Origin of the sequence: Streptomyces sp. NPDC059788 (assembly GCF_042732265.1) — a bacterium.
Taxonomy (GTDB): domain Bacteria; phylum Actinomycetota; class Actinomycetes; order Streptomycetales; family Streptomycetaceae; genus Streptomyces.
In genome coordinates this window covers 96,566-115,759 of record NZ_JBHWHY010000024.1, presented here as the reverse complement: position 1 = coordinate 115,759, position 19,194 = coordinate 96,566, and the positions used below count along the sequence as shown (strand labels likewise).

Below are 19,194 nucleotides of genomic sequence, written 5' to 3'. Positions count from 1 at the left end.
CGGGCCGGGGCCCCGGGCTTTCAGGGGGCCTCGTTCCTCACAGGGTGATCAGTGCCCGTACGGGCCTGGTGGTGTCGGCCAGCGGGCGGACGGCCAGGCGTACCAGGGCCAGCGGGTTGTCGTCGCCCGCGGTGCGGTTGGTGCTCAGTTCGCCGCAGGCCAGGCACTGATGGATCAGCAGCCACTCCCCGTCCTGCCGGGTGGTCAGGCACAGGGCGGGCATCCGGCCGCCGCAGTCCGCGGCCCGGTCGCCGGGAATCCTGCGGTCCACGTGGCGGCTGGCCAGGCAGTGCGGGCAGTGGTTGCGGTGGGCGGTGCCGGGGGCGGTCAGCGGGACCTCCAGCCGGCACCCCAGGCAGCGGAACGCGTCGCCCGGCGCGCCGCCGGGCCCGTGCAGGACGTTCTTGGGCCGCTGGGCCCGGCGCCGCTGTCCGGAGTTGCCGCGTCGTGGCATGTCGTCGTCCCCCCGTCTCACAGGTCGCCGAACGCTTCGAGCGGGAACGGCGGCTGGGCCAGTGGCCGGACCGCCATCCGCATCAGGATCAGCTGGTTGTCGTCCGGGGAGACGGGGCTGGACGTCAGCTCGTCGCAGCGGGTGCACCGGTGGATGACCATCCAGTCGTTGGTGCGCAGCACCGCGATGGCGATCGGTGACATCCGGGACCGGCAGGCGGACGGGCCGCCCTCGACCGCGTCCCGTACGTGCCGGGAGTGCAGGCAACTGGGGCAGTGGTTGCGGCGGTTGCCGTCGGGGCCGAGAGCGGTGACGGTCAGTCCGCACCGTACGCAGGTGAAGGTGTCGGTGCGCGGAAGCGCGGACGGACGGTGGGAACGGTCGGAAGTGTTCGGGTTCTCGGAGCTGTGGGACAGCACTCGGGGTCTCCTTGCCGGAAAGCGTGTGGAACGGCAGCGGGAGCAGGCCGAGCGGCCTCGGTGGTGCGGGCAGCGGGCGGCACCGCGCGAAAGCGGATGCGGCCGGGCCGGCGTGGCGGACGGCGGCCGTCGGACGGCGAAGGTCAGCGGCGGGGTTCGTCCGCGCGGTGGTGAGGCGCGCTCAGCGCCGGCCGGGGCATAGACACTGCTTTCCAGGGCGGGGCCCGAGAGAGGGGGCACGCGCGAGGACGCGCACGTGCGACGGCGCGTATCCGCGCCGGCTCAGCAAACGGTACGGGCGGCGGCCGCCGCGGCGCCAACGGTTTTCCGCGGGCGGCGCCGGAGCCAGGCCTCGGCGACGACGAGGTTGAGCACGAGCGGGAACCACGCACTGGCGGTCGCGATGTCGTGGGCGGCGGCCAGCCGGTCACCGGCGTACGCGACGGGGTCGTGCAGCTGGGCGGCGACGGCGTGCTCGAAGACCGGCTGGCACAGGCGCGAGGCGACGGCGACCAGGGTGAGGGCGAAGTTGCGGATCATCCACCGGCGGTGGTCGGCGTAGCGGCGCTGCCGGGCGGCGCGGTATCCGGCGATGCCCGTCACCACCCACAGGACGTCCAGGACGGCCAGCGAGAGCTGGTTGCTGAAGCCCGTGGGGGCGAACCCGACGACCGGGACGGCGAGGACGGCGGACGGGAAGACGCCCGCGAAGAAGTACGCCCGGCCCGCCCAGCGGTGCGCGGCCGGGTGCCGGGCGCGCAGCCGGGGCCAGAACTGGGCCAGTCCGGTCACCACCGCCACGGCCGCGGTGAAGATGTGGCACACGAGCAGGACGTAGTGCGGGGTGCTGCGGGGCGGTATCCGGCTGGTGGCCATGTCCGGTGGCACGTACGCGCGCAGGGCGACGCACAGGACGACGAGGGTGGTGGCGGCGAGGACCGCGAGCCACCAGGTGGCGGCGCGGCGGCGGGCGGCCCGGCCACGGGCGGACGCGGGGCCCGGCCGCACCGGGCGCGTGTCGGTGGTCATGCCCTTCAGGCTCCCCGCGACGGGCCCGCCGCGCCCTGGGCCCAGCCACCCGGTCGGGGGTGGGGCCAGGGCCCCGGGAGGGGTGTCGCGGGGGCTCTGGGGCGGGTGTCGCGGGGGGCCCGGGAGGGGCGCGGGGTGCCTTCGCGGGTTGCGGCGGGGCCTCAGGAAGCCCGGTGCACCTTGGTGTTGGACGCCTGGGCGCGGGGGCGGACGACGAGGAGGTCGACGTTGACGTGGGCGGGGCGGGTGACGGCCCAGCCGATGGTGTCGGCGACGTCGTCGGCGGTGAGGGGCTCGGCCACGCCCTCGTAGACCTTGGCGGCCTTGGCGGTGTCGCCGCGGAAGCGGGTGGTGGCGAACTCGTCGGTCCTGACCATGCCGGGGGCGATCTCGATGACGCGGACGGGCTCGCCGCACAGCTCCAGGCGGAGCGTTTCGGCGATGACGTGCGCGCCGTGCTTGGCGGCGACGTAGCCACCGCCGCCCTCGTAGGTGCCGTGGCCCGCGGTGGAGGAGACGACGACCACCGTGCCGTCGCCGGAGGCCGCCAGGGCGGGCAGCAGGGCCTGGGTGACGTTCAGGACGCCGAGGACGTTGACCTCGTACATCGTGCGCCAGTCGGCCGGGTCGCCGGTGGCGACGGGGTCGGCGCCCAGGGCTCCGCCGGCGTTGTTGACCAGCACGTCCACCGAGTCGTGGCGGTCCCGCAGGGCGGCGGCGAAGGCGTCCACGGCGGCGCGGTCGGTGACGTCGAGCCGGTGGGCCTCGGCGCCGGGCAGCTCGGCGGCCAGCTCCTCGATGCGCTCCGCGCGGCGGGCGGCGAGCACGACGCGGTAGCCCTCAGCGGCCAGCCGGCGGGCGGTCGCGGCGCCGATGCCGCTGCTGGCTCCGGTGACGACGGCGGTACGGGTACGGGCGGCGGGCGCGTCGGGTACGGCGGTCATACGGGTGGCTCCTCGGGCGCTGCGGGCGTGGGTCGTGGTGCCTACGCAGGATATGCGCGGTCAGCGGCCCCTGGGCGCGTACATGATCACAGCCATCCCGGCCAGGCAGATCAGCGCGCCGGCCACGTCCCAGCGGTCCGGGCGGTAGCCGTCCGCGACCATGCCCCAGGCCAGCGAGCCCGCGACGAAGACACCGCCGTACGCGGCGAGGATGCGGCCGAAGTCGGCGTCCGGCTGGAGGGTGGCGACGAAGCCGTACGCGCCGAGGGCGAGCACGCCCGCGCCGATCCAGATCCAGCCGCGGTGTTCGCGCACGCCCTGCCAGACGAGCCAGGCGCCGCCGATCTCGAAGAGGGCGGCGAGGAGGAAGAGGGCGATGGAGCGGGCGATCAGCATGGGGCCAGCGTAGGGAGCGGGCGGGTTGGGGCCGGACGGCTTGGTGGGGCGGACGCGGCAGGTGAGGCGGCTGCCGGGGCCGTCGGCGCGGGGCGCTGTCAGTGGCATGTGAGAGCTTCGAGACATGCTCATCGAACGCGCGTACGTGGATCTCTCCGAGGAAGCCATGGCGGAGACCGGGGGCGACTGGCCCTGGACGGTTCCGTGCGTGCGCCGGTTGGCCACGGACGGGCTGAAATTCGGCGCGCCGGTCACCTTCCTCGTCGGGGAGAACGGCTCCGGCAAGTCGACGCTGGTCGAGGCCCTGGCGGAGGGGTTCGGCCTCGATTCGTACGGTGGCTCGGCCGGTTACAAGTACGCCAGTTCGCGCCCGCCGTCCGTGCTGGGCACGGCGATCCGCTTCGACGCGACGACGGCGGGCCGCCGGATGGTGCGCGGGCCGCGGACCCGCCGGCGCGGCTTCTTCCTGCGTGCCGAGACGGCGTGGGACGCGCTGGGCCGGGAGCGGCTTTCGGGGGAGCCGGAGGAGATGAGCCACGGCGAGGGGTTCCTGATGGCGTTCCGGGAGAAGTTCCGGCAGCCGGGGCTGTATGTGCTCGACGAGCCGGAGGCCGCGCTGTCCTTCACCTCCTGCCTCGAACTGCTCGGCGTGCTGCACGAGCTGGGCCGCGGCGGCGCGCAGATCGTCTGCGCCACCCACTCCCCGCTGCTCACGGCCCTGCCCGGCGCGGAGATAGTCGAGGTCGGTGAGCACGGCATGCGCCGGGTGGCGTGGGACGAGCTGGCTCTCGTCGACCACTGGCGCCGCTATCTCACCGACCCGCGGGCTTATCTGCGGCACGTCATCGGCTGAGGCGGACGGGCACCGCGCGCACCTGTGACGGTGGCCGGGACCTGCCGACGGGGGCCGGCGCCGGTTGTCCGGAAGGGGGGATTGACGGGGCGGGCGAACGCGTCCCCGATCACCGCTGCATGAAGGGCGAACCACTGGCCAAAAACCGTACGGTGCGTCACAACCCCTGGCCGGGCCCCTTGTCATGCGCGATGTGCGTCCCTAGATTCCCCTTCTACCGGGGGGCGCAACGCTGATCGACGGGCCGCGGACGGTGCGGGAAAGCGCAGCTTTTCGTTGATCGGTACATAACTGGTGACCACCTCGAATTCCCTGTGGCGTATCCGGTGCACCCGACGTGTCCCGGCGTACTCCCGGTGTTTTCGAGGACCGGTTCCACCTTCCATCGCGCGACGACCGCACGGACTTCGGTGGCGGGCGGCCGGCACCGGACAGTTGCGGGTTTCCGGTCGGGCCGCCGGGCCCGACCGCGTCCGTCCGCCCGGCCCGGGGACGGCCGGGCGTACAGGGCGGCGCGGACCCGCCCCCCGTTCATGGCCGGGGGACGGGTCCGCGCGGGCCGCACCGGACGTGCGGCGGCGCGGTGGTCATGACCGGGCCGCGGTGCGGGCCGCGGCCCGGCCCGAGCCGGTCCAGTGGTCGAGGGCGCCGCGCAGGGACGCGGCGCGCACGGCCGGGTCGGCTGCGTCGGTGGCCCAGGCGATGTAGCCGTCGGGCCGTACGAGCAGCGCGGTGCGCCGGTCGCTGTCCCAGCGGGCCCGTACGAGATGCCGGGTGGGGGCGGGGACCTCCTCGCCCTCCGGCGCGACGAGCACGAACTCCCCGCCCCGCAGCGCCTCGTGCAGCCGGGTGCCGCCCGCCAGCCGCAGGTCGGGGGCGCGCTTGCCGGCGAGCGGGTGGGCGCCGCGCCCGGCCGGGTACGAGATGCCCACCCCGCTGATCATCGCCAGCGCCCGGTCCGTCAGCGGCGGCGCGGCGTTCAGCAGCCGGGCGGCCACGGCGCGCAGCGCCCGCGCCGGTGCGCTGCGCAGCTGTGCCGACCGGATGAGCGCGCCGCTGCTGCGCAGCACCATCTTGCCCACCGGATGCCGCTCGGTGTCGTAGCTGTCCAGCAGGCTGTCGGGCGCGTCGCCGCGCAGCACGCCGGCGAGCTTCCAGCTGAGGTTGGCGGCGTCCTGGAGACCGGTGTTCATGCCCTGGCCGCCGGCCGGGGAGTGGACGTGCGCGGCGTCGCCCGCGAGGAAGGCGCGGCCGACGCGGTAGCGGGGGACCTGCCGTTCGTCGCTGTGGAAGCGGGAGGTCCAGCGCACGTCGTGCATCCCGTAGTCGCTGCCGAGGGCGAGTCGCATGTACTCGCGGATCTCGTCGGGTTCGACGGGGGTGTCCTCGGGGATCTGGCGGCGGCGGTTCCAGCCGATGACGCGGTACCAGCCGTCGCCGAAGTTGCCGATGAGGGCGAAGGTGTCGCCGGTCGCGTTGGCGATCAGCGGGACGTCGGGCTGCTCGTCGAGCCGTACGTCGGCGAGGACGACGGAGGCGACCACGGACCGGCCGGGGAAGGGCAGGCCGAGGGACTCGCGGACGGCGCTGCGCACCCCGTCCGTGCCGACCAGGTAGGACGCGCGGTACGTCGTGGTGGCCCCGCCCTCTTCCTGCACGTGGGCTTGGACGCCGTGGGCGTCCTGGTCCAGCCCGGTCAGGCGGGCTCCGTACCGGAAGGTGACGCCGGCCTTCTGCGCCCGCCGCTCCAGGAGCCGCTCGACCTCGTACTGCGGAGTGATCAGTACGAGCGGGAAGCGGGAGGGCAGCCGGGACGGCCTGAGGACGGCGCCGGCGAAGAGCTGGACGCGCTGGAGCGCGTGGCCGCCCGCCACCAGTTCGTCGGCGAGGCCGCGGGCGTCGAGCTGTTCGAGGGTGCGGGCGTGCACGGCGAGTGCGCGGGTCAGGTTGCTCAGGCCGGGCGCGCGGCGCTCCAGCAGGGTGACGCGCAGGCCGGCGACGGCGAGGTCCCCGGCGAGCAGCAGTCCGGTGGGGCCGGCGCCGACGACGAGCACGTCGGCGGTCCGGCCGCCGGTCTCGTCGGCGCGGCCGGTGGGGGTGGGGTCCTGGTCGTCGGTGGTGCCGGGCTTGCGGTGCATGGCCGCCTCCAATGCCAACACTTGTTGGTCAACATCTGTTGGTCAACGCTTGTTGGCAACGATACGGCCGCCGTGCTGGCGAGTCAACGCCTGTTGGCCTACAGTTGTTGGCATGGCTGATTCCGTCCCCTCCGTCTCCTCCGTACCGGGCGCCGAGCCGGACACCGCGCCGGCTGCCGCGTCGGACACCGCGTCGGACCGCCCCCGCCGCTCCGACGCCACCCGCGCCGCGATCCTGGCCGCCGCCCGCGACCGCTTCGCCGCCGACGGCTACGAGCGCGCCACCATCCGCGCCATCGCCCGGGACGCCGGCATCGACCCGTCGATGGTGATGCGCTACTACGGCAACAAGGCGGGCCTGTTCGCCGCGGCCTCCGAGATCGACCTGCGGCTGACGGACCTGACGTCCGTACCGCGCGACCAGCTCGGCGCCCGGCTCGTACGGCACTTCCTCGACCGCTGGGAGCACGACGAGGCGCTGACCGGGATGGTGCGCGTCGCCGTCACCAACGAGGCGGGCGCCGAACGGCTGCGCGGGGTCTTCGCGGAGCAGATCCTGCCGGTCCTCGCCGCGGTCTGCCCGGTCCCGGCGCAGGAGGTGACGGCCCGGGTGGCGCTGGTCGGCTCCCAGCTCGTGGGCATGGGCATGCTGCGGTACGTGCTGTGTCTGCCGCCCGCCGTCGACTTCACCAACGAGGAGATCGTGAACTGGCTGGCGCCCACCGTCCAGCGCTACCTGACCGCCGAGCACCCGTAACGGCGCGCTCCCGGCCGCCTTTCGCGATCTCCGGACGCGGCAGCACCGCCATGCCTACGGTGGTGGCCGTACCAGCCGTACGCACAGCCGTATGCGTAAAGGGATGCGTACGGCCGTATCCGCAGAGGACCGGGAAGGAGACGCATGGCCCGGCAGCCGTCCGCGTCATCGCCGTCGCCCCAGGAGCTCGTCGAGCTCTACGGGCTGGAGCCGCTGCCCCGCGAAGGCGGGCGCTACCGGCAGACCTGGGCGGGCCCCGAGCGCGCCGCCGGAGGGCCGGAGGGCACCGCGATCGTCGCCCTGCTCACCTCCGACCCCGGCGACTACAGCGCGCTGCACCGCCTGCCCGCCGACGAGGTCTGGCACTTCTACCTCGGCGACCCGCTCGCCATGCTGCTGCTGGAACCCTCCGGCGACGCCCGTACGGTCGTGCTCGGCACGGACGTGCTGGCCGGCCAGCACGTGCAGTTCACGGTGCCCGCCGGGACGTGGATGGCCGCCGAGGTCGCCGACGGCGGCGCCTGGTCGCTGTTCGGCTGCACCATGGCCCCCGGCTTCACCTCCGACACCTACGAGCACGGGGACGCCGCCGAACTGACCGCGCGCTATCCCCGGGAGGCGGCGCGGATCACCGCGCTGTGCCGCCCGTGACCGCCACCGCGGGCAGCCCGGCGCTGCCGTCCCTCGCGGGCCAGGTGGCCCTGGTGACCGGCGCGGGCGGCTGCCTCGGCACCGGCATCGCCCTGCGTTTCGCCGCCGCGGGCGCCGCCGTGGTCGCCCACTACCGTACGAACGCCACCGCCGCCCACGCGCTCGTGGCCCGTATCGGGGAACAGGGCGGCAGCGCGCTGGCCGTACGCGCCGACCTGTCCGCCGAGGAGGAGTGCCACCGCCTGGTGCGCACGGCGGCGGACTGGCGCGGCGGACTCACGGCCCTGGTGAACGGCGCGGGCGTGCAGCCCGACCAGGATCTGGCGTCCATGACCGTCGCCGACTGGCGCGCGGTCAACGACACCAACGTCCTGAGCACCTTCGCCTGCACCCAGGCCGCCGCCGCGGCGATGCGGGACGGCGGCGGCGGTTCGATCACCCACATCGCCTCCATCCAGGCACACCAGCCCGCCCCGGACCACGCCCACTACTGCGCGTCCAAGGCGGCCGTCGTGATGCACGCCCGCTCGGCCGCGCTGGAGTACGGGCCCGACGGCATCCGCGTCAACAGCGTCTCGCCGGGCCTGATCGACCGCGAAGGGCTGGCGGAGGCCTGGCCCGACGGCGTGACCCGCTACCGGCGGGCCGCACCGGCCGGCCGGCTGGGCCGCCCCGAGGACGTCGGCGACGCGTGCGTCTTCCTCGCCTCGCCGATGGCCTCGTGGGTGACGGGCCAGGACCTGGTGGTGGACGGCGGGGTGTCGGCCCGGCCCACCTGGTGACGGCCGGGGCCGGGACCGCCGTGACCGCCGGCCCCGGCCCCGGCGGTCTACTTGCCCTTCGCCGCGCGGTTGCCCCGCTCCGCCCGGTACCGCCGGTCGTAGCGGTCCTGGCGGATACGGCGCTCCCGGTAGGCGCGGTACTCCGCGTCGTAGCTCAGATAGCCCTGGCGGTAGCGCACGGCGAGATAGAGCAGGACGGCGGAGGCCAGCCACCACATCGGGTTCACGAATCCGGCGGCGACCGTGAGCAGGAACGAGACGAGCAGGAGCGGGAACACTGCGCACCTCCCACAGAGAGTGCGGTGGGCCGGGGGCGTCCCGCCCTGGACGCTCCCTAGGCCACGGCCCCGGCCGACGGGCGGGGCGGCGCCGTGGTCACGGTCCCGGTCGCGGTGTCCAGGCCGGGGAAGGCCGGCAGCAGCCGGTTCAGCCCACTGGTCTGCAAGGCCGTGAGGACGGCGGGACTTGGCTGGACGAGCCGCAGGTCACCGCCCTGGGAGCGGGCCCGCCTGGCCGCGGCGACGAGCGGCCCGAGGGCGAGCGCACAGCAGACGGTGACCTCGGACAGGTCGACGATCAGCAGGCTGCCCGGGTCGCGGGGCAGGCGCCGCAGACGTTCGCGCAGGCTGGGCAGGTTCGCGAGGTCCATCCTGCCGCGCACGATGAGGACCGCGAAGTCGCTGTCCCCGTACGGGGAGGGGGTGGGGGACGGGGGCACCTGGTCCGGTGCGGGGCCCGGCGGGCCGGCCGGCTCGGGGAACGGCGCCGGTGCGTGCCGGACGTGGTGACGGGTCGGGGGCACCCGCGAGCCCACCGCGCCGACGCGCGGGAAGTCGACGGATGTTCCGGGTTCTGCCATCACCACGCGCCTCCTCGGAGCGGACGGACTACCGCGCTGCCGGGGACTCGGGCTGCTTTCCCCAGGGTAGTCCGCCGCGCGGGGCACGAACAGCGTGCGTGTCCGATCCGCGCGGCACTCGTGACCGACCGGCCGCATACGGGAGCGGCATGACGGCGCATCACCCGCATCGCGGGGCCCGTTGCGGACCGGCCGTCCCGTCACCCCCCGTCCGCCGTCCGCCCCTCGTCCATCAGCAGCCGCACCCCGGTCCGGTCGGCTTCGTCCACGCCGCCGTCGAGGCAGTGCACGACCACCCACTCCCGGCTCTCCCGGTGCAGCCCGGTGAAGACCGCCGCGTCCCGGGTGCCGCCGTTGTGCCAGATGACCGGGCCGTCCTGACGCCAGGTCAGGGCGGGCGGGCCGAGCACCCGGTCGGCCAGCAGGGCGCGGGTCAGCGCGGCGACGGCGGTCGGCGTGGCCCAGTAGCCCCCGGCGGGCAGGACGGCGCCGTCCATCGTCCAGGGGGCGCGCGGCCGGCCCCAGCGGCCGGTGCCCGTCAGCACCCGGTCGGCGGGCGGGCGCGCGGTCATCTCCTCGATGCCCAGCGGGTCGAGCACGCAGCGCCGTACGACCCGCTCGTACGGCTCCCCGGCGGCAGCGGCTAGCGCGGCTCCCAGGACGGCGTAACCGAAGTTGGAGTACTCCTCGGTCGTGCCGGGAGCGGCGGTGGCGAGCGCGTCGAGCCGGTTCACGAGCGAGCGCAGCGCCGCCGCGTCGAAGCGGCGGTACGGGTCCCGGCGCGGCAGGCGCAGCGGAGGCAGCCTCGGCAGGCCCGAGGTGTGCTCCGCCAGATGGCGCAGGGTGATGCCGGTGCCCCGGGGCGCGTCGAGCCAGCGTTCCACCGGATCGTCCGGCGTCAGCACGCCGTCCGCGGCCAGCCGGTCCAGCGCGGTGCCGGTCAGCACCTTGGTCACGGAGCCGATCTCGACGTACGCGTCCGTCCGGTGCCCGCCCGTCAGGCGGGGCGGGGCGGACGGGCGCAGGATCACGGTCCGGGCGCGCCGCCGGCGCCGCTCGTCAGGCATCACGGGCCCGCTCGGGTCACGGCCACACCAGGCAGTACGCCTGGTGCCCCGCCTCGTGCAGCCGGTGGGAGAAGTCCTGCCACTCGTGCAGCAGCTGGTAGACGGTGAAGGCGTCGCGGGGACCGCCGCGGTCGGGGACCGTGGACCAGATGAAGGCCGCGGCGCCGACCGACTCCTCGCCGACGCCGCGCAGCGGGTCGACGACCGTCATGGGGAGCTTGACGACGGCGTAGTCGGGGTGCAGCACGACCAGTTCGAGCGGGGGGACCTTGTGCAGCGGTATGCCTTCTATACCGGTGAGGACCATCGCGGCCATCGTCTCCGGTTTGATCTTCGTGAACATGCCGCCCATGCCGAGCTCGTCGCCGCCGAGCTCTTCGGGCCGCATCGAGATCGGCACGCGCGCCGCCGTGGCACCGTTCGGCGCGCCGAAGTACTTGTACGTCACCCCCATGCGGCCGCCTCTGTTTCCCCCGCCCTTGATCTCCTCGCGCCGGTGGCGGCCCCGCTGGTCGCGCTCAGGCCCCCGGTCATCGGTGCCTTCGCCCAGTCCGCCACCGCGATGCATATCTCCACCCGACCACTCGCAGCCCCAGCCGCGCAACCCGATCATCGTCTCAGAGACCTCCCCCGTCACCGGCGCGTGAAACGCCCGGCCGCGCGCCCCCGTGCGCCTCTGAGACCATTGCTTGCGTGACTTACTCGTACGTTGCCCCAGTTTTGCAGACTCGCGGGGTCTGACACCTGGTCGGCAGCGAGGGGTTTCCCGCTCCGCGCTCCGCCCGGGTGCCGCCGCCCGTCGCCGCCCCCTCCTACGTTTGTGCAGGTCAGGATCACAGTGCCTTTTCCCTATGAAGCCCCAGTTTCGCAGACGCTCTTCGACCGCGCGGCCGTTGTGACACCGGGCGGGGTGAACTCTCCCGTGCGCGCGTTCGGCGCCGTGGGCGGTTCGCCCCGGTTCATGGTGTCCGGTGCCGGTCCGTACCTCACCGACGCCGACGGACGCGAGTACGTCGACCTCGTGTGCTCGTGGGGTCCGATGATCCTCGGGCACTCCCACCCCGAGGTGCTCGCCGCCGTCCAGGAGGCCGTCGCCCGCGGCACCTCCTTCGGCACGCCCGGCGAGGGCGAGGTCGAGCTGGCCGAGCAGATCGTGGACCGGATCGACCCGGTCGAGCAGGTGCGGCTGGTCTCCTCCGGCACCGAGGCGACCATGTCCGCCATCCGGCTGGCGCGCGGTTTCACCGGCCGGACCAAGGTCGTGAAGTTCGCCGGCTGCTACCACGGGCACGTGGACGCGCTGCTGGCCGCGGCCGGCTCCGGCGTCGCGACCTTCGGGCTGCCGGACACGCCCGGCGTCACGGGCGCGCAGGCCGGTGACACGATCGTGCTGCCGTACAACGACATCGAGGCCGTACGGGCCGCCTTCGCCGCGCACCCCGGCGAGATCGCCTGCGTGATCACCGAGGCGGCGGCCGGCAACATGGGCGTCGTCCCGCCGCTGCCCGGCTTCAACCAGGGCCTGAAGGACCTGTGCGCCGACAACGGCGCGCTGTACATCTCCGACGAGGTCATGACGGGCTTCCGGGTCAGCCGCACCGGCTGGTACGGCATCGACGGCGTCCGGCCCGACCTGATGACCTTCGGCAAGGTCATGGGCGGCGGCTTCCCGGCCGCGGCGTTCGGCGGGCGCGCCGACGTGATGGCCCACCTCGCCCCGGCCGGCCCGGTCTACCAGGCGGGCACCCTGTCCGGTAACCCGGTCGCCACGGCCGCGGGCGTCGCCCAGCTCAAGCTGCTGGACGAGGCGGCGTACGCGAAGGTCGACGCGGTCTCGGAGCAGGTGCGCTCGCTGGTCGCCGACGCGCTCACGAAGGCGGGCGTCGCGCACCGCCTCCAGGTCGCGGGCAACATGTTCTCGTTCGCCTTCACCGACCAGGACGTGACGGACTACGCCTCGGCCAAGGCGCAGGAGGCGTTCCGCTTCACCGCCTTCTTCCATTCGATGCTCTCCCAGGGCGTCTACCTGCCGCCGTCCGCCTTCGAGTCCTGGTTCGTCTCGACCGCCCACGACGAGCGGGCGGTCGAGCGGATCGCCGCGGCCCTGCCGTCGGCCGCGCGGGCCGCCGCCGAAGCGGGCGCGTGAGCGCGGCGGACGGCGCGGCGGACCGGAAGATGGGTGACATGAGCAGCGAAGACATCACCGTCGTACATCTGATGCGGCACGGCGAGGTGCACAACCCCGAGGGCGTGCTGTACGGGCGGCGTCCCGGCTACCACCTCTCGGAGCTGGGCCGGAGCATGGCCGACCGGGTCGCGGAGCACCTGGCGGGACGGGACGTCACGCACGTCGTGGCGTCCCCGCTGGAGCGGGCGCAGGAGACCGCGACGCCGATCGCCAAGACGCACGGCCTCGACCTGGCCACCGACGAACGGCTGATAGAGGCGGCCAACGTCTTCGAGGGCAAGACCTTCGGGGTCGGTGACGGCGCGCTGAAGAAGCCGGGGAACTGGAAGTACCTGACCAACCCGTTCCGGCCGTCGTGGGGCGAGCCGTATCTGGAGCAGGTCGTACGGATGATGGCGGCGCTCGGCGCGGCGCGCGACGCGGCCCGCGGGCACGAGGCGGTGGCGGTCAGCCACCAGCTGCCGATCTGGGTGGTGCGCAGCTTCGCCGAGCGGCGGCGGCTGTGGCACGACCCGCGCAAGCGGCAGTGCACGCTCGCCTCGCTGACGGCCTTCACCTTCCGCGGCGACAAGATCATTTCAGTGGGCTACAGCGAGCCGGCGCTCGATCTGGTGCCGGCGCACCTGCGCGCGGGCGCCAAGCCGGCGGCGGGAAAATCCAAGGCCTTCGGGGCGTGACGCCGGACCGGCTTTTCGCATCTTGTGGTGTGAGAGACGCGAGAGGCCGGTGTGGCGTGATGTCATCAACGAGTAAAATAAGAGATTTGCGCCATTAGCTCGGAACCTCCGTGTTCGACAAACCCTCTTACTCAATGTCCGTTTATACGGATATTGAGTGTGACGAGTACGGATGGGACGACGGTATGCGCGCGATGAGTCGGCGGAACGTGCTGGGTATGGGAGTGGGTGCGGCCGCGGCGCTCGGCGTCGCGAGCTGCTCCGCCGGCTCCGGGTCCGGCACCGACAAGGGCAAGAACGCCGTGCAGGCCAAGGCCAAGCCGATCGGCGACGGCTCGACGGCGGACGCCGGCCCGCAGCCCCACCAGCCGGAGAAGCCGCGCCGGCTGGAGCCCGGCGAGACCCCGCCGCAGTTCGTGATCTTCTCGTGGGACGGCGCGGGCGAGGTCGGCAACGGCCTCTTCCCGCGCTTCCGCAAGCTGGCCAAGGACCACAACGCGGCGATGACCTTCTTCCTGTCCGGGCTCTACTGCCTGCCGGAGTCGAAGAAGCACCTCTACCGCCCGCCGAACAACAAGGTCGGCGCCTCCGACATCGGCTACCTCTCCGACGAGCACATCAAGGCGACGCTGAAGAACGTGCGCGAGGCGTGGCTGGAGGGCCACGAGATCGGCACCCACTTCAACGGTCACTTCTGCGGCGAGGCGCGCACCTCGGTCAAGCACTGGACCCCGGCCCAGTGGCAGTCGGAGATCGACCAGGCCATGGACTTCGTCACGAAGTGGCGCACCAACACCGGGTTCACCGACCTTGAGCCGCTGCCCTTCGACTACAAGAAGGAACTGATCGGCGGCCGTACGCCGTGCCTGCTCGGCCAGGAGAACCTGCTGCCGACCGCCAGGAAGCTGGGCTGGCGCTACGACGCCAGCTCGCCGGGCGGCCTGCAGATGTGGCCCAAGAAGAAGATGGGCCTGTGGGACTTCCCGCTCCAGCAGATACCTTTCCCCGGACACCGGTTCGAGGTCCTGTCCATGGACTACAACATCCTCGCCAACCAGTCGAAGAACTCGACCAAGGGCCCGCCGGCCAACTACCCGGCCTGGCGCGCGGCGGCCGCCGGCGCGTACATCAAGGGCTTCGAGCGCGCCTACGAGACCAACCGCGCGCCCATGTTCGTCGGCAACCACTTCGAGCAGTGGAACGGCGGCATCTACATGGACGCCGTCGAGGAAGCGCTGAAGCACATCGCCGACGAGAAGCGCAAGGACGTGCGCCTGGTCTCGTTCCGCCAGTTCACCGACTGGCTGGACGTCCAGGACCCGAAGGTCGTGGCCAAGCTCCAGGGCCTGCCGGTCGGCCGTAAGCCGTCCGGCGGCTGGAAGGCGTTCCTCTCGGGCGCGTGAGTCCGCACGGGGCGGGCGCGTGAGTCCGCACGGGGCGGGCGCCCGGGTCCGTACGGGGTACGGGCCGGGCGGACGTACGGGCCGGGGCGGCGCGCCTCGGCCCGTCCCCGTTTCCGCCCCGGATCGCCGACGCGCCCGGGCCCGCACACCGCCTGACGTGCCCCGACATGACCGGTACGGCCCCGGTGAGGGGGGCGCGGAAGATCCGCCGCGGCCCCATGCGAAACTTTTCACATGAGTGCCTGCCGCGTCCCCCGACGACTCGCCAGTCATCGCCGCACCGCCCTGCTCGCCACGGGCGCCGCGCTCGCGGCGCTGACGCTGAGCGCCTGCGGCGAGGGCACCTCGGGCGGTTCCGAACAGACCCAGTTCGTCGAGGGCAAGGACGGAGTCGACACGGTCGCGAAGAAGGACCGCAAGGCCGTGCCCGACATCTCCGGCGAGACCACCCGCGGTGAGAAGCTGGACATCGCCGACTACCAGGGCAAGGTCGTCGTCCTCAACGTCTGGGGCTCGTGGTGCGGCCCGTGCATCGCCGAGGCCGCCAACTTCGCCAAGGTCGCGAACGAGACCAAGGCCAAGGGCGTCCAGTTCGTCGGCATCAACACCCGCGACTCGCAGAAGTCGCAGGCGGTCAGCTTCGAGGACCAGCACAAGATGCCCTACCCGAGCCTCTTCGACCCGACCGGCAAGCTGATGCTGCGCTTCCCCAAGGGCAGCCTCAACCCGCAGGCCATCCCCTCCACCATCGCCGTGGACCGCCAGGGGAAGATCGCGGCCCGCTCCATCGGCCCGCTCGGCGAGGACGAGCTGCGCAAGATGGTGCAACCGCTGATCGACGAGAAGTGATCACGTGATCACGCTCGCCGCCGCCTCCGGCCCCGCCGCCACCATCACCTCGGGCGCGCTGCTGCTCGCCGTGCCCGTCGCCCTGCTCGGCGGCCTGGTCTCCTTCTTCTCGCCCTGCGTGCTGCCGCTCGTACCCGGCTACATGTCCTACGTCACCGGCGTGACCGGTACGGACCTCGCCGACGCCAAACGCGGCCGGATGCTCGCCGGCGCCTCCCTCTTCGTCCTCGGCTTCACCGCCGTCTTCGTCTCCACCGGCGCCCTCTTCGGCTACTTCGGCAGCAAGCTCCAGGAACACCAGTCGCTGATCAACAAGGTCCTCGGTGTCCTGCTGATCCTCCTCGGCCTGGCCTTCGCCGGCGTCCTGAAGAACTTCGGCCAGCGCGAACTGCGCTTCCACAAGAAGCCCGCCATGGGCCTGGCCGGCGCGCCGGTCCTCGGCGTGCTCTTCGGCGTCGGCTGGACGCCCTGCCTGGGCCCGACGCTCACCGCGGTCAGCTCGCTCGCCATCGACCAGGGCAGTGCCGGGCGCGGCGCCCTGCTGACCGTGGCCTACTGTCTGGGGCTGGGCCTGCCCTTCATCGCCGTCGCGCTGGCCTTCCGCAAGACGCTCGGCGCCTTCGGCTGGGTCAAGCGCCACTACGTGTGGGTGATGCGGCTCGGCGGCGGCATGATGGTCGCGCTGGGCGTCCTGCTCCTCACCGGCGTATGGGCCGACCTGATGTCCGGCCTGCAGCGCTGGTCCAGCAGCTTCACCCCAGGGATCTGATTGATGTCCACCAAGACCGACACCTCCCGCGAGCCCGACGACGCCGATGTCGGCGCCGCGGGCTCGCAGCTGTCCACCGCGCCCGAGGAGGAGGTCTCCCTGCCGTCCCTCGGGCCGATCGGGTGGGCCCGGTGGTTCTGGCGGCAGCTGACCTCGATGCGGGTCGCGCTGATCCTGCTCTTCCTGCTCTCCCTGGGGGCCATCCCCGGCTCGCTCGTCCCGCAGACCAGCATCGACCCGACCAAGGTCGAGCAGTTCCGGGCCGACCACACGACGCTGGCGCCGGTCTACGACAAGCTGGGCCTGTTCCACGTCTACAGCTCGGTGTGGTTCTCCGCGATCTACCTGCTGCTGTTCATCTCGCTGATCGGCTGCATCGTGCCCCGCACGTGGCAGTTCGTCGGCCAGCTGCGCAGCCGCCCGCCGGGCGCCCCGCGCCGGCTGACCCGGCTGCCCGCGTACACGACGTGGCGTACGGACCGGGAGCCCGAAGAGGTGCTCGGTGCCGCCCGGCGCCTGATGAAGAAGCGCCGCTTCAGGGCCCACACCGTCGGTGACGCGGTCGCCGCCGAGAAGGGCTACCTGCGCGAGGCCGGCAACCTCGTCTTCCACATCTCGCTGATCGTGATCCTGGTGGCGGTCGCCGTCGGCAGCCTGTGGAAGTCCGAGGGCGGCAAGCTGATCGTGGAGGGCGACGGCTTCGCCAACAGCCTCACCCAGTACGACAACTTCAAGTCGGGCGCCTTCTACGACACCGACGACCTCGAACCGTTCGGCTTCTCGCTCAAGAGCTTCGACGCGTCCTACGAGCGCACCGGCCCCCAGAAGGGCACCCCGCGCGAGTTCCGCGCCAACATCTCGTACTTCCAGGGCGCGGACGGCACGGAACACCAGGGCAAGATCGAGGTCAACCACCCGCTGGAGATCGCGGACTCCAAGGTCTTCCTGCTCAACCACGGCTACGCGCCGGTGGTCGAGGTCACCGACGGCCGCGGCAAGAAGGTCTACAGCGGCGCGGTGCCGTTCCTGACGCAGGACATGCAGAACTTCACCTCCACCGGCGTGATCAAGGTGCCCAACGCGCAGACCAAGGAGGGCGAGCGCAACCAGCTCGGCTTCTCCGGCTTCTTCGCGCCGACGTTCGGCGGCGAGGGCTCGGGCTCGATGTTCTCCACGTTCCCCGCGCTGGACAATCCGCGGCTGACGCTGACCGCGTACCACGGCGACCTCGGGGTGGACTCCGGGCTGCCGCAGAGCGTGTACCAGCTGGAGAAGAAGAAGCTCAAGCAGTACAAGCAGGACGGCCGCGCCGTCGCCCAGATGATGCGGGCCGGCGAGACCATGAAGCTGCCCGGCGGCGACGGCAGCATCAAGTTCGTCGGCGTCAAGCAGTGGGCCACCTTCCAGGTCTCCCACCAGCCCGGCAACGGCCTCGCCCTGATCGGCGCGGTCGCCGTGCTGCTGGGCCTGGCCGGCTCGCTGTTCATCCAGCGCCGCCGGGTGTGGGTACGGGCCGTACGGGGCGCCGACGGCGTGACCGTCGTCGAGCTGGCGGGCCTGGGCCGCAGCGAGTCCGCCCGCCTGCCGGAGGAACTGGCGGACCTCGCGCAGGCACTGGAACCGGACGCCCCCCTGGCCGCCCGGCAGGAGCCCTCCACCGCCCCGGAGAAATCCACCGGCACCTCCGCCCCCACCCCCACCGCCCCCGAAGACGAGGCGAAGCCCTCCGACTCCGCCGCGAAGCCCTCCGGGCCTTCCGACGCCTCCGACTCCGTCGCGAAGTCCTCCGACTCCGCCGATCCTGCTGATCCCTCCGAAGGAGCGCGCGCGTGAACATCGCTGCCGCAGCCACCAACGAGAACCTGGCCAGTATCAGCAACGTGCTGATCTACTCGGCCATGGCCGTCTACACCCTCGCCTTCCTCGCGCACCTCGCCGAGTGGGCCTTCGGCAGCCGCAGCAAGGTCGGCCGCACCGCCGCGGCCCTGACCGCCACGGTGCCCGCCCCCGCCAAGGCGGCGGGCAGGGCGGCGGAGCAGGGCGGCGGCACGGCCGTACTGGAGCGGCCCAAGGTCGTCACCCGCGCCTCGAACGGCAGCCGGGACGTCCCGGACGGCCCCGGCGCCGCGGGCGGCACCGAGAAGGGCGACCTCTACGGCCGGATCGCCATCTCGCTGACCACCCTCGCGTTCCTGATCCACTTCGGCGGCGTCCTCACCCGCGGCCTGTCCGTGCAGCGTGCCCCCTGGGGCAACATGTACGAGTTCTCCACGACCTTCGGCATGGTCGCGGTGGCCGCGTACCTCGTCCTGCTCGCCCTGAAGAAGAACGTCCGCTGGATCGGCCTGCTGCTGACCGCCACCGTCCTGCTGGACCTCGGCGTGGCCGTCACCTGGCTCTACACCGACAGCTCCCAGCTGGTCCCGGCCCTGCACTCGTACTGGCTGTGGATCCACGTCAGCTGCGCGATCATCTCCGGCGCGTTCCTCTACCTCGGCGCCGTCTCCACGCTGCTCTACCTCTTCCGCGACCGCTACGAGAGCAAGCTGGCCGACCCGTCCGGCAAGCAGCCCGGCGCCTTCGCCACCTCCGTCATGGAGCGGCTGCCCGCGGCGGCCAGCCTGGACAAGTTCTCCTACCGCGTGAACGCCACGATCTTCCCGCTGTGGACCTTCACGATCATCGCGGGCGCGGTCTGGGCCGGTGAGGCCTGGGGCCGCTACTGGGGCTGGGACTCCAAGGAGATCTGGTCCTTCGTCACCTGGGTCGCCTACGCGGCCTACCTCCACGCCCGCGCCACCGCCGGCTGGAAGGGCCGCAAGGCCGCCTACCTGGGCCTGTTCGCCTTCGTGACGTACATCTTCAACTACTACGTCGTGAACTACTTCTTCTCGGGACTGCACTCGTACTCGGGGGTCTGATCCGGCCGGCGTGGCAATCGCCAGCGGCGCTGAGGAGT

At 72.8% G+C, this 19,194-nt stretch carries 21 protein-coding genes; 11 read left to right on the top strand and 10 right to left on the bottom strand.

Annotation, left to right across the window (positions count from 1 at the left end):
* Window positions 1-37: 37 nt before the first annotated feature.
* The 5 genes from ACFV57_RS22070 to ACFV57_RS22050 all read right to left on the bottom strand — a co-directional run bounded on the left by ACFV57_RS22070 (window position 38) and on the right by ACFV57_RS22050 (window position 3,242).
* The gene (locus tag ACFV57_RS22070) at window positions 38-454 is read right to left on the bottom strand and encodes an RNHCP domain-containing protein (RefSeq protein WP_385234767.1); all 417 of its coding nucleotides are present in this window, start codon (window positions 452-454) and stop codon (window positions 38-40) included.
* A 17-nt stretch (window positions 455-471) separates the two neighbouring features.
* Window positions 472-870, bottom strand: coding sequence for an RNHCP domain-containing protein (locus ACFV57_RS22065; RefSeq protein ID WP_385234886.1), 399 nt, complete (start codon window positions 868-870; stop codon window positions 472-474).
* 285 nt (window positions 871-1,155) lie between these two features.
* Complete coding sequence (locus tag ACFV57_RS22060; protein ID WP_385234764.1) at window positions 1,156-1,902, bottom strand: DUF2306 domain-containing protein; 747 nt, start codon at window positions 1,900-1,902, stop codon at window positions 1,156-1,158.
* Window positions 1,903-2,063: 161 nt separating this feature from the next.
* The gene (locus ACFV57_RS22055; RefSeq protein WP_385234761.1) at window positions 2,064-2,846 is read right to left on the bottom strand and encodes an SDR family NAD(P)-dependent oxidoreductase; all 783 of its coding nucleotides are present in this window, start codon (window positions 2,844-2,846) and stop codon (window positions 2,064-2,066) included.
* A gap of 60 nt (window positions 2,847-2,906) precedes the next feature.
* Window positions 2,907-3,242 carry a YnfA family protein gene (locus ACFV57_RS22050; RefSeq protein ID WP_385234758.1) on the bottom strand — a complete coding sequence of 112 codons (336 nt, stop codon included), beginning with the start codon at window positions 3,240-3,242 and terminating at the stop codon, window positions 2,907-2,909.
* Between the two features lie 124 nt (window positions 3,243-3,366).
* Between ACFV57_RS22050 and ACFV57_RS22045 the strand changes: the two genes are divergently transcribed.
* Window positions 3,367-4,095, top strand: a complete 729-nt coding sequence (locus ACFV57_RS22045; RefSeq protein WP_385234755.1) for an AAA family ATPase — start codon at window positions 3,367-3,369, stop codon at window positions 4,093-4,095.
* 587 nt (window positions 4,096-4,682) lie between these two features.
* On the opposite strand, the gene ACFV57_RS22040 is transcribed toward ACFV57_RS22045, so the two are convergent.
* Window positions 4,683-6,233: an FAD-dependent monooxygenase gene (locus ACFV57_RS22040; RefSeq protein WP_385234752.1), complete on the bottom strand. Its 1,551-nt coding sequence runs from the start codon at window positions 6,231-6,233 to the stop codon at window positions 4,683-4,685.
* Between the two features lie 112 nt (window positions 6,234-6,345).
* On the opposite strand from ACFV57_RS22040, the gene ACFV57_RS22035 reads away from it, so the two are divergent.
* From ACFV57_RS22035 to ACFV57_RS22025, 3 genes are all read left to right on the top strand, one after another.
* Window positions 6,346-6,990 carry a TetR family transcriptional regulator gene (locus tag ACFV57_RS22035; protein WP_385234749.1) on the top strand — a complete coding sequence of 215 codons (645 nt, stop codon included), beginning with the start codon at window positions 6,346-6,348 and terminating at the stop codon, window positions 6,988-6,990.
* A 144-nt stretch (window positions 6,991-7,134) separates the two neighbouring features.
* Complete coding sequence (locus ACFV57_RS22030; RefSeq protein WP_385234746.1) at window positions 7,135-7,641, top strand: cupin domain-containing protein; 507 nt, start codon at window positions 7,135-7,137, stop codon at window positions 7,639-7,641.
* Window positions 7,629-8,423: an SDR family NAD(P)-dependent oxidoreductase gene (locus ACFV57_RS22025; RefSeq protein WP_385234743.1), complete on the top strand. Its 795-nt coding sequence runs from the start codon at window positions 7,629-7,631 to the stop codon at window positions 8,421-8,423. Before ACFV57_RS22030 ends, ACFV57_RS22025 begins: the two co-directional genes overlap by 13 nt.
* 47 nt (window positions 8,424-8,470) lie before the next feature.
* Here the strand turns inward: ACFV57_RS22025 and ACFV57_RS22020 are convergent, their stop codons facing one another.
* The 4 genes from ACFV57_RS22020 to ACFV57_RS22005 form a co-directional block, all read right to left on the bottom strand.
* On the bottom strand, window positions 8,471-8,701 hold the full coding sequence (locus tag ACFV57_RS22020) for a hypothetical protein (RefSeq protein WP_385234740.1): 231 nt from the start codon (window positions 8,699-8,701) through the stop codon (window positions 8,471-8,473).
* Between the two features lie 56 nt (window positions 8,702-8,757).
* On the bottom strand, window positions 8,758-9,282 hold the full coding sequence (locus tag ACFV57_RS22015) for an STAS domain-containing protein (RefSeq protein ID WP_385234737.1): 525 nt from the start codon (window positions 9,280-9,282) through the stop codon (window positions 8,758-8,760).
* 200 nt (window positions 9,283-9,482) lie between these two features.
* Entirely contained in the window at window positions 9,483-10,349 is an 867-nt protein-coding gene (locus tag ACFV57_RS22010; RefSeq protein ID WP_385234734.1) for a serine hydrolase domain-containing protein, read from the bottom strand.
* A 16-nt stretch (window positions 10,350-10,365) separates the two neighbouring features.
* Window positions 10,366-10,917, bottom strand: coding sequence for a hypothetical protein (locus tag ACFV57_RS22005; RefSeq protein WP_385234731.1), 552 nt, complete (start codon window positions 10,915-10,917; stop codon window positions 10,366-10,368).
* Between the two features lie 270 nt (window positions 10,918-11,187).
* Here ACFV57_RS22005 and hemL point away from each other — a divergent pair, with 270 nt between their 5' ends.
* The 7 genes from hemL to ccsB all read left to right on the top strand — a co-directional run bounded on the left by hemL (window position 11,188) and on the right by ccsB (window position 19,156).
* Entirely contained in the window at window positions 11,188-12,495 is a 1,308-nt protein-coding gene (gene hemL / locus ACFV57_RS22000; protein ID WP_385234728.1) for a glutamate-1-semialdehyde 2,1-aminomutase, read from the top strand.
* Between the two features lie 38 nt (window positions 12,496-12,533).
* Window positions 12,534-13,214 (top strand): histidine phosphatase family protein, encoded by a 681-nt coding sequence (locus ACFV57_RS21995; RefSeq protein WP_385234725.1) that lies wholly within the window; start codon window positions 12,534-12,536, stop codon window positions 13,212-13,214.
* Window positions 13,215-13,399: 185 nt separating this feature from the next.
* Window positions 13,400-14,617, top strand: a complete 1,218-nt coding sequence (locus ACFV57_RS21990; RefSeq protein WP_385234721.1) for a hypothetical protein — start codon at window positions 13,400-13,402, stop codon at window positions 14,615-14,617.
* A gap of 234 nt (window positions 14,618-14,851) precedes the next feature.
* Window positions 14,852-15,466: a TlpA family protein disulfide reductase gene (locus ACFV57_RS21985; RefSeq protein WP_385234718.1), complete on the top strand. Its 615-nt coding sequence runs from the start codon at window positions 14,852-14,854 to the stop codon at window positions 15,464-15,466.
* A 4-nt stretch (window positions 15,467-15,470) separates the two neighbouring features.
* Window positions 15,471-16,235, top strand: a complete 765-nt coding sequence (locus tag ACFV57_RS21980) for a cytochrome c biogenesis CcdA family protein (protein WP_385234715.1) — start codon at window positions 15,471-15,473, stop codon at window positions 16,233-16,235.
* 3 nt (window positions 16,236-16,238) lie between these two features.
* Window positions 16,239-18,068, top strand: a complete 1,830-nt coding sequence (locus tag ACFV57_RS21975) for a cytochrome c biogenesis protein ResB (RefSeq protein ID WP_385234712.1) — start codon at window positions 16,239-16,241, stop codon at window positions 18,066-18,068.
* On the top strand, window positions 18,065-19,156 hold the full coding sequence (ccsB, locus tag ACFV57_RS21970; RefSeq protein WP_385234709.1) for a c-type cytochrome biogenesis protein CcsB: 1,092 nt from the start codon (window positions 18,065-18,067) through the stop codon (window positions 19,154-19,156). The genes ACFV57_RS21975 and ccsB overlap by 4 nt, the downstream gene beginning before the upstream one ends.
* Window positions 19,157-19,194 lie beyond the last annotated feature (38 nt).

Excerpts from the sequence above, each read along its gene's own strand:
- ACFV57_RS22070 (WP_385234767.1), bottom strand. The coding sequence starts at position 454 with ATGCCACGACGCGGCAACTCCGGACAGCGGCGCCGGGCCCAGCGGCCC.
- ACFV57_RS22060 (WP_385234764.1), bottom strand. The coding sequence starts at position 1,902 with ATGACCACCGACACGCGCCCGGTGCGGCCGGGCCCCGCGTCCGCCCGT.
- ACFV57_RS22055 (WP_385234761.1), bottom strand. The coding sequence starts at position 2,846 with ATGACCGCCGTACCCGACGCGCCCGCCGCCCGTACCCGTACCGCCGTC.
- ACFV57_RS22050 (WP_385234758.1), bottom strand. The coding sequence starts at position 3,242 with ATGCTGATCGCCCGCTCCATCGCCCTCTTCCTCCTCGCCGCCCTCTTC.
- ACFV57_RS22045 (WP_385234755.1), top strand. The coding sequence starts at position 3,367 with ATGCTCATCGAACGCGCGTACGTGGATCTCTCCGAGGAAGCCATGGCG.
- ACFV57_RS22040 (WP_385234752.1), bottom strand. The coding sequence starts at position 6,233 with ATGCACCGCAAGCCCGGCACCACCGACGACCAGGACCCCACCCCCACC.
- ACFV57_RS22035 (WP_385234749.1), top strand. The coding sequence starts at position 6,346 with ATGGCTGATTCCGTCCCCTCCGTCTCCTCCGTACCGGGCGCCGAGCCG.
- ACFV57_RS22030 (WP_385234746.1), top strand. The coding sequence starts at position 7,135 with ATGGCCCGGCAGCCGTCCGCGTCATCGCCGTCGCCCCAGGAGCTCGTC.
- ACFV57_RS22015 (WP_385234737.1), bottom strand. The coding sequence starts at position 9,282 with ATGGCAGAACCCGGAACATCCGTCGACTTCCCGCGCGTCGGCGCGGTG.
- ACFV57_RS22010 (WP_385234734.1), bottom strand. The coding sequence starts at position 10,349 with ATGCCTGACGAGCGGCGCCGGCGGCGCGCCCGGACCGTGATCCTGCGC.
- ACFV57_RS22005 (WP_385234731.1), bottom strand. The coding sequence starts at position 10,917 with ATGCATCGCGGTGGCGGACTGGGCGAAGGCACCGATGACCGGGGGCCT.
- ACFV57_RS21995 (WP_385234725.1), top strand. The coding sequence starts at position 12,534 with ATGAGCAGCGAAGACATCACCGTCGTACATCTGATGCGGCACGGCGAG.
- ACFV57_RS21990 (WP_385234721.1), top strand. The coding sequence starts at position 13,400 with ATGCGCGCGATGAGTCGGCGGAACGTGCTGGGTATGGGAGTGGGTGCG.
- ACFV57_RS21985 (WP_385234718.1), top strand. The coding sequence starts at position 14,852 with ATGAGTGCCTGCCGCGTCCCCCGACGACTCGCCAGTCATCGCCGCACC.
- ACFV57_RS21975 (WP_385234712.1), top strand. The coding sequence starts at position 16,239 with ATGTCCACCAAGACCGACACCTCCCGCGAGCCCGACGACGCCGATGTC.